Origin of the sequence: Stenotrophomonas sp. NPDC078853, from assembly GCF_044901215.1 — a bacterium.
Lineage (GTDB): Bacteria > Pseudomonadota > Gammaproteobacteria > Xanthomonadales > Xanthomonadaceae > Stenotrophomonas > Stenotrophomonas lacuserhaii.
This window is the reverse complement of sequence record NZ_JBJDOQ010000006.1, coordinates 53,322-65,960: the sequence shown is the minus strand read 5'-3', so window position 1 is coordinate 65,960 and position 12,639 is coordinate 53,322. Positions and strand designations below refer to the sequence as shown.

Sequence of the window (12,639 nt, the reverse complement as noted above, 5' to 3'; positions counted from 1 at the left end):
TGGGGCGGCCCGCGCCGCATCTACGCCGCGCTGAAGTTCTTCCTGTACACCTTCCTCGGCTCGGTGCTGATGCTGGTGGCCCTGGTCTACCTGTACCTGAAGGGCGGCAGCTTCCAGCTGGCAGACCTGTATGCGCTGCAGCTGACCGCCACCGAGCAGACCTGGATCTTCTTCGCCTTCCTGATCGCCTTCGCGGTCAAGGTGCCGATGTTCCCGGTGCACACCTGGCTGCCGGACGCCCACGTGGAAGCCCCGACCGCCGGTTCGGTGATCCTGGCCGCCATCGCACTGAAGATCGGTGGCTACGGCTTCCTGCGCTTCAACCTGCCGATCGTCCCGGACGCCTCGATGGAATGGGCCTGGCGGGTGATCGCGCTGTCGCTGATCGCGGTGATCTACGCCGGCCTGGTCGCCCTGGTGCAGGACGACATGACGAAGCTGATCGCCTATTCGTCGATCGCGCACATGGGCTTCGTCACCCTGGGTACGTTCATCGCCCTGTGGCTGGTGCGTGAGGCCGGCAATGCCGACGCCGCCCGCCTGGGCCTGCAGGGTGCGATGGTGCAGATGATCTCGCACGGGTTCGTGTCCGGTGCGATGTTCTCCTGCGTGGGCGTGCTGTACGACCGCATGCACAGCCGCCGCATCGCCGATTACGGCGGCGTGGTCAACGTGATGCCGTGGTTTGCCACCTTCGCGATGCTGTTCTTCATGGCCAACGCCGGCCTGCCGGGTACCTCCGGTTTCGCAGGCGAGTTCATGGTCATCATGGCGGCCTTCCAGCGTAATCCGTGGATCGCACTGGGCGCTGCCACCACCCTGATCATCGGCGCCGCCTACACGCTGTGGCTGTACAAGCGCATCTTCTTCGGTGAAGTGGCCAACGCCCACGTCGCCGAACTGAAGGACATCAACGGCCGCGAGTGGCTGGTGCTGGGCGTGTTCGCCATTGGCGTACTGGCCCTGGGCATCTACCCCAAGCCGCTGACCGACCTGATGGAGCCGTCGATCGCCAAGCTGGCGATGCAGATTGCTTCCAGCAAACTGCTCTGATCGGCCCGCCGAGCGAACTGATTCCAGGATTTGATAATGACCACCTCGCCGTTGCTGCCACTGACCGCTGCTGACCTGCCCCCGCTCGCTCCCGAGCTGGTGCTGGTCGCGAGCGCCTTCGCCCTGATGATCCTCGATCTGTTCGTCAGCAAGCAGAACAAGCTGATCACCCATCTGTTCTCGCTCGCCGCACTGGCGGTGGTGCTGGTCATGCTGGCCACCGGCACGGGCGGGCAGGGGGAGGTCTTCCACGGCATGTTCGTGCGTGACACCGCTGCCGACGTGATGAAGGTGGTGATCGTGCTGTGCAGCGGGCTGAGCCTGGTGTACGGCTGGAGCTACCTGCGCGAACGCGACCTGTTCCAGGGCGAGATTCCGGTGCTGGTGCTGTTCGCCACCGCCGGCATGATGATCCTGGTCTCCGCCGGCAGCCTGCTGATGGTCTACCTGGGCCTGGAACTGCTGGCGCTGTGCTCCTACGCGCTGGTCGCCAGCAACCGTGACAACGGCCTGGCCTCGGAAGCGGCGATGAAGTACATCGTGCTCGGTTCGCTGGCCTCCGGCCTGCTGTTGTACGGCATGTCGCTGATCTACGGCGCCACCGGTTCGCTGCACCTGGACGCGATCAATGCCGCCATCCCGCAGTCGGATGAGCGCATGCTGCTGCTGACCGGCGCGGTGTTCATGATCGCCGGCGTGGCCTTCAAGCTGGGTGCGGCGCCGTTCCACATGTGGCTGCCCGATGTCTACCAGGGTGCCCCGGCACCGGTCGCGCTGTTCATCAGCTCGGCCCCGAAGCTGGCTGCGTTCGGCATGGCTTACCGCCTGTTGGAAGTCGGGGTGGGTCCGCTGTCGGATGAGTGGAAGCTCCTGATCGGTGGCCTGGCCGCGTTGTCGCTGGTGATCGGCAACCTGATGGCGATCGCCCAGCACAACCTGAAGCGCATGCTGGCCTTCTCCACCGTGTCGCACATCGGCTTCCTGCTGATGGGCATCGCCGGTGGTGGTTCGCAGGGCTATGCCGCCGCGCTGTTCTATGCGGTGAGCTACGCGATCATGTCGACCGCCGGCTTCGGCGCGATCATCGCGATGTCGCGCAACGGCTTCGAAGCCGAGAACATCAACGACTACAAGGGCCTGAACGCCCGTAACCCGTGGATGGCGGCGCTGATCCTGTGCATCATGGCGTCGATGGCGGGTATTCCGCCGTTCCTGGGCTTCTGGACCAAGCTGGCCGTGCTGGGCGCGGCGGTCAACGGCGGCATGCTGTGGCTGGCGCTGCTGGGTGTGATCTGCGCGGTGATCGGTGCGTTCTACTACCTGCGCGTGATCAAGGTCATGTACTTCGATGAGCCGGTGGGCGAGCCGCTGCCGCGCAACAACGACCGCGTGCTGGGCGTGGTGCTGGGCGTGAACGCGCTGGCGCTGCTGGCGCTGGGCCTGGCCTGGAACCCGATCATGGTGTGGTGCCAGCAGGCATTTGCACATATTTCCTGAAAAACGATACAAAGCTGCGCAATTAGTGTAATATTCGTTTCCTGAGTTGTGACTGCAGCGGTTCTGCCAGAACATCGTTGCAAGAGGCCTCCCTCGCGGGGCAGCAATTCAACCACTTCTGATGCGGGGTGGAGCAGTCTGGCAGCTCGTCGGGCTCATAACCCGAAGGTCGCAGGTTCAAATCCTGCCCCCGCTACCAAGACGAACAAGCGACTCCGGAAACGGGGTCGCTTTTTTCGTTCTGGGGTTCAGTCCTGCCTGGTGAGCTCTGGTGGGTGAGCTCTGGTGGGTGACGACCGTTGGTCGTCACGTTTTGAAGCAACGGCAACGGCAAAAGCTGCAGGGCTGCGGGTTGGGTGGGACGGGGTGGATTGGCGGGAACCGCCGTGAATACGTCCGTGTAGGCTCGCCATCCGCATCCATGCGGATGAGCGTTCCCGCCAACCCACCCCGTCCCACCTCCGACAGGTCCCTGGGGGCCCGGGTAGCGCCGACCCATGGTCGGCGGAATGTGCCAGGCAACGGCCCGCTGCGCTCGCCGACCATGGGTCGGCGCTACCGCTTTCTTTTTTTCATTACGCGGCCGGCGGCCACCGGAACCTGTCAGGGGTCGGGTAATGGGGCTGGGCGGGGGCGTTGAGCGCCATGGATGGCGCGAAACGAGGCCCGCATGGATGCAGCTTTTGCCGTCCCCCGACCAGCCCCATTACCCGGCCCACCCCCAGCTCCAGCTTGAGCAGCCACCAGCCGCGAGGGGGTCTCACCCGTTCGACCAACCAACCCAACAACGGAAAAGTGGAGCAGGGGTTGCGCAGCGCAGCAGAATGCTGCATAATTCCGCTTCTGGTGCGGGGTGGAGCAGTCTGGCAGCTCGTCGGGCTCATAACCCGAAGGTCGCAGGTTCAAATCCTGCCCCCGCTACCAACTAGGCATCAGACGAGAGCGATTCCGGAAACGGAGTCGCTTTTCTCGTTTCAGGGGCTTCAAAGGCGCGCGCAGCTTGCACCAACCCGGTGCAAGGTCTATCATCAGCGGGCTGGCGGTATATCTGATGGTTGGCTCTGCATGGAGCGCGATCATCCCGCCACCGGCTTCGACCAGAAGCTGGGCTTCGCAAGGGATCGCGTCAGCGCGCCCTGCGGCCGGAATCCAATGACCGGATTTCACCGGACAAAGGGCCCAGCGGGCCCTTTTGCATTTCCGGAACGGGCCCGCCGCGGTCCGGATATCTTCCACATTCAACAACAAGGCAGGCTGTGAGCGACAAGGCAACCGAAATCGCGAATCTGCTCGGCCCCACCGTCGATGCGCTGGGCCTGGAACTGCTGGGCGTCGAGTATCTGCCCGCACCCGGCGGCGCTACGTTGCGTCTGTACATCGACGTGCTGATCGCCGAGCAGGACGAGCGCACCATCAACGTCGAGGACTGCGAGCGCGTCAGTCGCGAAGTGTCCGCGCAGATGGACGTCGAAGACCCGATCAGCGGCAATTACACGCTGGAAGTGTCTTCGCCGGGCGTGGATCGCCCGCTGTTCAACCTGGCGCAGTTCGGCCAGCACCTGGGCCAGAACGCCAAGGTGCAGCTGAAGCTGCCGCAGGACAACCGTCGCCGCCTGCAGGGCCGGATCGATTCGGTCGATGCCGAGCAGGGCACGATCAGCTTCACCGTCGACAAAACCACCCTGGTGGTGTCGGCCGACAACATCGACAAGGCACGCATCATGCCCGACTGGGTGGCGCTGGGGCTGGCCCCGAGCAAGCCGACCGGTCCGGCCAAGCGTCCGAAGCCGACCAAAAATCCATCCAACGAGCCTGCGGCCAAGAAGCCGCGCGCGGAGTGAGCCAATGAGCAAGGAACTTCTGCTGGTAGTTGACGCGGTCGCCAATGAAAAAGGCGTGCCGCGTGAAGTGATCTTCGACGCGATCGAGGCCGCCCTGGCTTCGGCGGCGAAGAAGCGCTACCCCGATGAGGAAGTGCTGGCGCGCGTGGTCATCGACCACAAGGACGGCACCTACCAGACCTTCCGCCGCTGGGAAGTGGTGGCAGACGACGTGGTCATGGAGTCCCCGGACCGCCAGATCCGCCTGATGGACGCCATCGACGAAGCCGAAGGCGTCGACGTTGGTGACTACGTCGAAGAACAGATCGAAAACCCGGACTTCGGCCGTATCGCCGCCCAGGCCGCCAAGCAGGTCATCGTGCAGCGTGTGCGCGAAGCCGAGCGGCAGCAGGTCGTCGATGCCTGGAAGGATCGCGTCGGCGAGCTGATCACCGGTGTGGTCAAGCGCGCCGAGCGCGGCAACATCTTCGTCGACCTGGGCGGCAACGCCGAGGGCTTCATCCCGAAGGACAAGGGCATCCCGCGCGACGTGCTGCGTGCCGGTGACCGCGTGCGCGGCTACCTGGCCGAAGTGCGCTCCGAACCGCGTGGCCCGCAGCTGTTCATCAGCCGCGCTGCGCCGGAGTTCATGATCGAGCTGTTCAAGCTGGAAGTGCCGGAAGTCGGCCAGGGCCTGGTGGAAATCATGGCCTGTGCACGTGATCCGGGCGACCGCGCCAAGATCGCCGTGCTGGCCCACGACACCCGTACCGATCCGATCGGTGCGTGCATCGGCATGCGTGGTTCGCGCGTACAGGCGGTGTCCAACGAGCTCAATGGCGAGCGCGTGGACATCGTGCTGTGGAACGAGAACCCGGCCAACTTCGTCATCAATGCGATGGCGCCGGCCGAAGTGCAGTCGATCATCGTCGATGAAGACAAGCACTCGATGGACCTGGCTGTCGCCGAAGACCGGCTGGCCCAGGCGATCGGCAAGGGCGGCCAGAACGTGCGCCTGGCCAGCCGCCTGACCGGTTGGCAGTTGAACGTGATGACCCAGGACCAGGTCACCGCCAAGTCCGAAGCCGAGCAGACCTCGGCCCGCCAGCTGTTCATGGACAAGCTGGAAGTGGACGAGGAAATCGCTGGCATCCTGGTCAGCGAAGGCTTCGGTACCGTGGAAGAAATCGCTTATGTACCCGTCGGCGAACTGCTGGCGGTGGAAGGCTTCGACGAGGACATCGTCGAAGAACTGCGCGCACGTGCCCGTGACGCGCTGCTCAACGAGGCGCTGGCCGTTGAAGAAGGCCTGGAAGACGGCGTTCCTGCCGACGACCTGCTCGCCCTGGAAGGCATGGACGAGGTTACCGCCTACGCCCTGGCCAGCCATGGCGTGCGCACCGGTGAGGACCTGTCGGACCTGGCTGCCGACGAGGTGGTTGAATTCGGCATCGAGGGGCTGGACCAGGAGCGCGCCGCGGCGCTGATCCTGTCCGCCCGCGCCGAGGAGATCGCCCGACTGGAACGCGGCGAATGAGCCGGCAATGAACAGGGCCCTGAGCCGATCAGGGCGTAGAATCCGCGCTACCTCCACAAACGGGGGGGCGCCCTCAAGATCATAGGATCCGAATGTCGCAGCAAACCACCATCCGCAAGCTTGCCGAACTGGTCAATACACCGGTTGAAAAACTGCTGGAACAGCTGGCGGGTGCCGGCATGAAGTTCAGCGGTCCCGAACAGGTCGTGACCAGCACCGAGAAAGTGAAGCTCCTGGGCTTCCTTCGTCGTGCCCACGGCAAGCCCGAGCAGGCCGTCGAAGAAGCCACCGAGGCTTCCAAGAAAATCACCCTGAACCGCCGCAAGCACCAGGAAGTGACGGTGAACGCGGGTCGCAGCAAGACCACCGTGAACGTGGAAGTGCGCCAGAAGCGCACCTACGACAAGGCGGCCGCGCGCATGACCCCGGATGAGGAGCGCGCCGACATCCTGCGCAAGCTGGAGGAATCCCGCCAGCGCAATCTTGATGAACAGGCAGCGTTGGCGGAGAAGGACCGCCTCCGCGATGAAGCCATCGTGCGCAAGCGCGAGGAAGAAGTTGCCGCCAAGGAACGTGCCGAGGCCGAGAAGAAGGCTGCTGAAGAAGCTGCCATCGCCGCCAAGGCCGCCGAAGCCGCTGCCGCCAGCCGTCCGGCTGCTGCGCGCCCGGCTGCCGATGCCGCGCCGGCCGCCCCGCGCGCCGCACGTCCGCCGGCCGGTGGCCCGTCCGCGCCGCCGCGTGGTGCCGCACCGCCGCGTTCGGATGACCGCAACAACCGCGGCCCGGCCCGTACCGATCGCCCGGGTGGTGATCGTTTCGCTGGCCAGATGCATCTGTCCGCCGCCGACCGTGCGCGCCGTGGCAACAGCAACAGCAACAACCGTGGCCGTCCGGGCAGCCGCCCGCAGCCGGGCCGTCGCGACATGCGCGGCAGCCAGAACAGTGGTCCGCACGCGTTCGAGCGGCCGACGGCTCCGGTCGTGCGTGAAGTGGCGATCGGCGACAGCATCACCGTCGCCGACCTGGCGCAGAAGCTGGCCCTGAAGGGCGGCGAAGTGGTCAAGGCCCTGTTCAAGATGGGCGTCATGGCGACCATCACCATGAGCATCGACCACGACACCGCGGCACTGGTGACCGAAGAACTCGGCCACGTGGTGGTCCGCGCCGGCAATGACGACGTCGAAGAGGCACTGCTGGCTGCTACCGGTGAAGAGCGCGGCGAAGCCGTCTCGCGTCCGCCGGTGGTCACCATCATGGGCCACGTCGACCACGGCAAGACCTCGCTGCTGGATTACATCCGCCGCACCAAGGTCGCCACCGGCGAAGCGGGTGGCATCACCCAGCACATCGGTGCGTACCACGTGGAAACGCCGAAGGGCGTGATCAGCTTCCTGGATACCCCGGGCCATGCCGCCTTCACCTCCATGCGTGCCCGCGGCGCCAAGCTGACCGACATCGTGGTGCTGGTGGTGGCTGCCGATGACGGCGTCATGCCGCAGACCAAGGAAGCGATCCAGCACGCGCGTTCGGCGAACGTGCCGCTGATCGTGGCGATCAACAAGATCGACAAGTCCGGTGCCGACCCGATGCGCGTGAAGAACGAACTGCTCACCGAGCAGGTCGTATCCGAAGACTTCGGTGGTGACATCCAGATGGTGGAGATCTCGGCCAAGGCCGGTCTCGGCATCGACGACCTGCTGGAAGCCATTTCCGTGCAGGCCGAACTGCTGGAACTGAAGGCCGTGGCCGACGGCCGCGCCAGCGGCGTGGTCATCGAATCCTCGCTGGACAAGGGCCGTGGCCCGGTCGCGACGGTGCTGGTGCAGCAGGGTTCGCTGAAGAAGGGCGACTACCTGGTGTGCGGCATCCAGTACGGCCGCGTGCGTGCCCTGTTCGACGAAACCGGCAAGCAGCCTGACCAGGCCGGTCCGTCGATCCCGGTGCAGGTGCTGGGTCTGTCCGGCGTGCCGGAAGCGGGCGATGATTTCGTGGTGGTCGAAGACGAGCGTCTGGCCAAGGACGTGGCGCAGCAGCGCGAAACCAAGCGCCGTGAATCGCGCCTGGTGCAGTCCGCCGGCAGCCGCATGGAAGACATCATGGCCACGCTCGGCAAGGGCGAGGGCCAGCAGGTGCTCAACCTGGTCATCAAGGCCGACGTGCAGGGTTCGGTGCAGGCACTCAGCCAGGCGCTGGTGGGTCTGTCCAACGACGACATCCGCATCAACGTGATCCACTCCGGCGTGGGCGGCATCACCGAATCGGACGCCAACTCGGCGGTGGCTTCGAAGGCTACCGTGATCGGCTTCAACGTGCGTGCGGATGCTTCGGCCCGTCGCATCATTGAATCCAACGGCGTCGACCTGCGTTACTTCTCGATCATCTATGACGTGATCGACCAGGTGAAGCAGGTGGCTTCCGGTCTGCTGGGTGTGGAGATCCGCGAAGAGATCATCGGTATCGCCGATGTCCGCGACGTCTTCCGCAGCTCGAAGTTCGGCGCTGTCGCCGGCTGCATGATCGTGGAAGGCATCGTCAAGCGGAACAAGCCGATCCGCGTGCTCCGCGACAGTGTCGTGGTGTTCGAGGGCGAGCTGGAATCGCTGCGTCGCTTCAAGGAAAACGTCGACGAAGTCCGCAATGGTACCGAGTGCGGTATCGGCGTGAAGGCGTACAACGACGTCAAGCCGGGTGACCAGATCGAGTGCTTCGAGCGTATCGAAGTGCCGCGCACCCTGTAATGCTGCAAGGGACCGGGCCGAAAGGCCCGGTCCTGCTTCAAGGCATCACCGTTCACCGTGTCACCCCCCAAATAAAAGAGCCCTGCCGCGTGCCCAAGACTTTCCATCGAACCGACCGTGTTTCCGCCCAGATCCGCCGCGAACTTGGCACCCTGGTGCATAACGCCGTGCGCGAACACGGGCTGCCCTCGGTCAGCGTGTCCGATGTGGAAATCACCCGCGACATGTCCCATGCCAAGATCTTCGTGACCGCGCTGATGGCCGAGCGCTCCGAAGAGGCGATGAAGGGTCTGAAGGAACTGGCCTGGCACCTGCGCATGGAACTGGCGCGTGCGATGAAGCTGCGCCACGTGCCCGAGCTGCATTTCCATTACGACGATTCGGTCGATCGCGGCGAGCGCATCGACAACCTGCTGCGTGAACTGCCCGACACCGTCGCGGCGGAAAAGAAGCGCGAAGGCAACGAAGAGTAAGGATCCGCTGGCGCCGGATGAACCCCGGCGACTGCCTGCATCACGGATCCTGCCCGCCGCGGAGTGCCCGGCGCTACGATGAATATCCATGACACGTATCCAATTCCGTCGCCTGGACGGCATCCTGCTGCTCGACAAGTCCAGCGGCATGAGCTCCAACGCGGCCCTGCAGGTCGCCCGGCGCCTGTTCCGTGCCGAGAAGGGCGGCCACACCGGCAGCCTGGACCCGCTGGCCACCGGCCTGCTGCCGCTGTGTTTCGGCGAGGCCACCAAGATCGCCGGCCTGCTGCTCGGCTCGGCCAAGGCCTACGATGCGGAAGTCGTGCTCGGCCAGACCACCGATACCGATGATGCTGAAGGGCAGGTGCTGCTGCGGCGCCCGGTGCCGGAGATCAGTGCCGATGCCCTGCAGGCTGCACTTGCGGCGCTGACCGGCCACATCCGCCAGCGTGCCCCGATCTATTCCGCGCTCAAGCAGGGTGGGGAGCCGCTGTATGTGAAGGCCCGTCGTGGCGATGCCATCGAGGCGCCCGAACGCGACGTCGAAGTGCGCTCCATCGAGGTGCTCGAGCAGCAGCCGGACCGCCTGCGGCTGCGCGTCACCTGCGGCTCGGGCACCTATATCCGCAGCATCGCCCGCGACCTCGGCGAGGCGCTGGGGTGCGGGGCGCACATCAGCGCGCTGCGCCGCTTGTGGGTGGAGCCGTTCGCCGAACCGGCGATGGTCACCCTCGATCAGCTGCGCAGCATGGCCGATTCCGGTGATGAAACCGGCATGGAAGCCCTGTTGTTGCCGCTTTCGGCCGGGCTGGTGGATTACCCCCGGGTCGACCTGGATGAACAGCAGGCGGCCCGCTTCTGCCTGGGCCAGCGTCAACGCGACACCCGCTGGCCGCAAGGCCTGGTGGTGGTCCATGGCGCTGACGGCGCTGCCTGCGGGCTGGGGCAGGTCGATGAAAGCGGGCTGCTGGCGTCCCAGCGGCGCTTCAATCGGTGACATCCGCCGGGGCCATTCAGCCCCGGACCTTGTTCCGGGAGGGCGCTCCCGTTACAATTTTGCGGCCCTTTCACGGGCACCCTGCGTCGTGCAGGATCATCATCAGCCTACGGCGAGCCAAGCGGTGCGTGAACACGTTCCTGCTGGCCCCGCATCAGAAGAGAAAAGAAAATGTCGATCGACACCCAGAAGGTTATTGAAGACAACAAGCGCAGCGCCGCCGACACCGGTTCCCCGGAAGTCCAGGTCGCCCTGCTGACCGCCCGCATCGAACTGCTGACCGGCCACTTCAAGACCCACAAGAAAGATCACCACAGCCGTCGTGGCCTGCTGCAGATGGTCAACCGCCGCCGCAGCCTGCTCGACTACCTGAAGAAGAAAGACGTGACCCGTTACAAGGGTCTGATCGAAAAGCTTGGCCTGCGTCGCTAAGCAACGAATCGTCCGCGGCGCAGCGATGCGCCGCGGTTTTGTTTTGTAGCACCGTAATACCCATCGCATTCAGACCGGAACGACCGGTCACCCGCAGGCGGCACGGGTCGCCGACGGTCCATTCGCAGACAGCATCCCAAGGACACCCTCCGTGGCAAAAATCACCAAAACCTTCCAGTACGGCAAACACACCGTCACGCTTGAGACCGGCGAAATCGCCCGCCAGGCCGGCGGTGCCGTCATCGTCAAGTTCGACGATACCGTGCTGCTGGTCTCCGCCGTTGCCGCAAAGAGCGCGCGTGAGGGCCAGGACTTCTTCCCCCTGACCTGTGACTATCAGGAGAAGTTCTACGCCGGTGGCCGTATCCCGGGTGGCTTCTTCAAGCGTGAAGGCCGTGCGACCGAGAAAGAGACGCTGATTTCGCGCCTGATCGATCGCCCGATCCGTCCGCTGTTCCCGGAAGACTACAAGAACGAAGTGCAGATCATCGCCACGGTGATGTCGCTGAACCCGGACATCGACGGCGACATCGCCGCGCTGATCGGTGCCTCGGCCGCGCTGTCGCTGGCCGGCACCCCGTTCAAGGGTCCGATCGCCGCTGCCAAGGTCGGTTACAAGAACGGTGAGTACATCCTCAACCCGACCGTGACCGAGCTGAAGGATTCGGAGCTGGAACTGGTTGTCGCCGGTACCTCCAACGCCGTGCTGATGGTCGAATCCGAAGCCGCGCTGCTGTCCGAAGACGTGATGCTGGGCGCCGTGACCTTCGGTCACCGCGAAATGCAGAAGGTCATCAACGCGATCAACGAGCTGACCGTGGAAGCCGGCACCAAGCCGTCGACCTGGACCGCCCCGGCCAAGAACGACGTGCTGATCAGCGCCCTGCAGGAAGCCATCGGCCCGCGTCTGGGCGAAGCCTTCCAGGTGCGCGACAAGCTGCAGCGCCGTGACGCCATCTCGGCGATCAAGAAGGACGTGTTCGAGTCGCTGGCTGGCCGCGTGGCCGCCGAAGGCTGGAATCCGGCCGAGCTGTCCAAGGAGTTCGGTGAGCTGGAATACAGCACCATGCGCAACTCGGTGCTGGACACCAAGGTCCGCATCGATGGCCGTGCGCTGGACACCGTCCGCCCGATCGCCGTGAAGACCGGCATCCTGCCGCGTACCCATGGCTCCTCGCTGTTCACCCGCGGTGAAACGCAGGCTATCGTGACCATCACGCTGGGCACCGCCCGCGACGGTCAGGTGATCGACGCCGTGTCCGGTGAGTACAAGGACAACTTCCTGTTCCATTACAACTTCCCCCCGTACTCGGTGGGTGAGACCGGCCGCATGATGGGCCCGAAGCGTCGCGAGATCGGCCACGGCCGCCTCGCCAAGCGCGGCGTCCTCGCCGTGATGCCGTCGCTGGAAGCCTTCCCGTACACCATCCGCGTGGTGTCGGAAATCACCGAATCCAACGGCTCCTCGTCGATGGCCTCGGTGTGCGGTTCCTCGCTTGCCCTGATGGACGCCGGCGTGCCGGTCAAGTCGCCGGTGGCCGGTATCGCCATGGGTCTGGTCAAGGAAGGCGAGCGTTTCGTCGTCCTGTCCGACATCCTGGGTGACGAAGATCACCTGGGTGACATGGACTTCAAGGTGGCCGGTACCGCTGAGCGCAACTCCGCCCTGCAGATGGACATCAAGATCGAAGGCATCACCGAAGAGATCATGAAGCAGGCACTGCAGCAGGCCAAGGCCGGCCGTCTGCACATCCTGGGCGAGATGGCCCACGGCCTGACGGCACCGCGCCAGGAGCTGTCGGACTACGCGCCGCGCCTGCTGACCATCAAGATCCACCCGGACAAGATCCGCGAAGTGATCGGCAAGGGCGGTTCCACCATCCAGGCGATCACCAAGGAAACCGGCACCCAGATCGACATCCAGGATGACGGCACCATCATCATCGCCTCGGTCAATGCCATCGCTGCGCAGGCTGCAAAGGCCCGCATCTATCAGTTCACCTCGTACTTCGAGAAGTTTAGCATATACTTATTCAATGTATCCAATATAATGGTATTCGTTGCCTTCTTCAAGTTGCTGCCGTTAAAGTAT

The 12,639-nt window shown here is 64.5% G+C and carries 8 protein-coding genes, 2 tRNA genes and 1 pseudogene; all 11 read left to right on the top strand.

Going from position 1 to position 12,639, the window contains the following annotated elements; translation table 11 throughout:
• A partial coding sequence (locus ACI2JH_RS08405) for an NADH-quinone oxidoreductase subunit M (protein WP_404735930.1) occupies nt 1–1,053 on the top strand: 1,053 nt, incomplete at its 5' end.
• Nucleotides 1,054–1,089: 36 nt separating this feature from the next.
• On the top strand, nt 1,090–2,550 hold the full coding sequence (gene nuoN / locus ACI2JH_RS08400; protein WP_101100734.1) for an NADH-quinone oxidoreductase subunit NuoN: 1,461 nt from the start codon (nt 1,090–1,092) through the stop codon (nt 2,548–2,550).
• Nucleotides 2,551–2,672: 122 nt separating this feature from the next.
• Nucleotides 2,673–2,749 (top strand) — tRNA-Met (locus tag ACI2JH_RS08395).
• 648 nt (nt 2,750–3,397) lie between these two features.
• Nucleotides 3,398–3,474: transfer RNA gene (locus ACI2JH_RS08390), tRNA-Met, on the top strand.
• A gap of 332 nt (nt 3,475–3,806) precedes the next feature.
• Nucleotides 3,807–4,391: a ribosome maturation factor RimP gene (gene rimP, locus ACI2JH_RS08385; protein ID WP_042613003.1), complete on the top strand. Its 585-nt coding sequence runs from the start codon at nt 3,807–3,809 to the stop codon at nt 4,389–4,391.
• 4 nt (nt 4,392–4,395) lie between these two features.
• Entirely contained in the window at nt 4,396–5,907 is a 1,512-nt protein-coding gene (gene nusA, locus ACI2JH_RS08380; protein WP_042613002.1) for a transcription termination factor NusA, read from the top strand.
• Nucleotides 5,908–5,999: 92 nt separating this feature from the next.
• Nucleotides 6,000–8,645 (top strand): translation initiation factor IF-2, encoded by a 2,646-nt coding sequence (gene infB, locus ACI2JH_RS08375; RefSeq protein ID WP_182656637.1) that lies wholly within the window; start codon nt 6,000–6,002, stop codon nt 8,643–8,645.
• Between the two features lie 89 nt (nt 8,646–8,734).
• A complete protein-coding gene (rbfA, locus tag ACI2JH_RS08370; protein WP_042613000.1) occupies nt 8,735–9,118 on the top strand; it encodes a 30S ribosome-binding factor RbfA in 384 nt (127 codons plus the stop codon).
• An 88-nt stretch (nt 9,119–9,206) separates the two neighbouring features.
• Entirely contained in the window at nt 9,207–10,115 is a 909-nt protein-coding gene (gene truB / locus ACI2JH_RS08365) for a tRNA pseudouridine(55) synthase TruB (RefSeq protein WP_404735929.1), read from the top strand.
• A 171-nt stretch (nt 10,116–10,286) separates the two neighbouring features.
• On the top strand, nt 10,287–10,547 hold the full coding sequence (gene rpsO, locus ACI2JH_RS08360) for a 30S ribosomal protein S15 (protein WP_057507957.1): 261 nt from the start codon (nt 10,287–10,289) through the stop codon (nt 10,545–10,547).
• A 151-nt stretch (nt 10,548–10,698) separates the two neighbouring features.
• Nucleotides 10,699–12,639, top strand: a pseudogene (gene pnp, locus ACI2JH_RS08355) (polyribonucleotide nucleotidyltransferase); the annotation flags it as partial.

Excerpts from the sequence above, each read along its gene's own strand:
- nuoN (WP_101100734.1), top strand. The coding sequence starts at position 1,090 with ATGACCACCTCGCCGTTGCTGCCACTGACCGCTGCTGACCTGCCCCCG.
- nusA (WP_042613002.1), top strand. The coding sequence starts at position 4,396 with ATGAGCAAGGAACTTCTGCTGGTAGTTGACGCGGTCGCCAATGAAAAA.
- infB (WP_182656637.1), top strand. The coding sequence starts at position 6,000 with ATGTCGCAGCAAACCACCATCCGCAAGCTTGCCGAACTGGTCAATACA.
- truB (WP_404735929.1), top strand. The coding sequence starts at position 9,207 with ATGACACGTATCCAATTCCGTCGCCTGGACGGCATCCTGCTGCTCGAC.
- rpsO (WP_057507957.1), top strand. The coding sequence starts at position 10,287 with ATGTCGATCGACACCCAGAAGGTTATTGAAGACAACAAGCGCAGCGCC.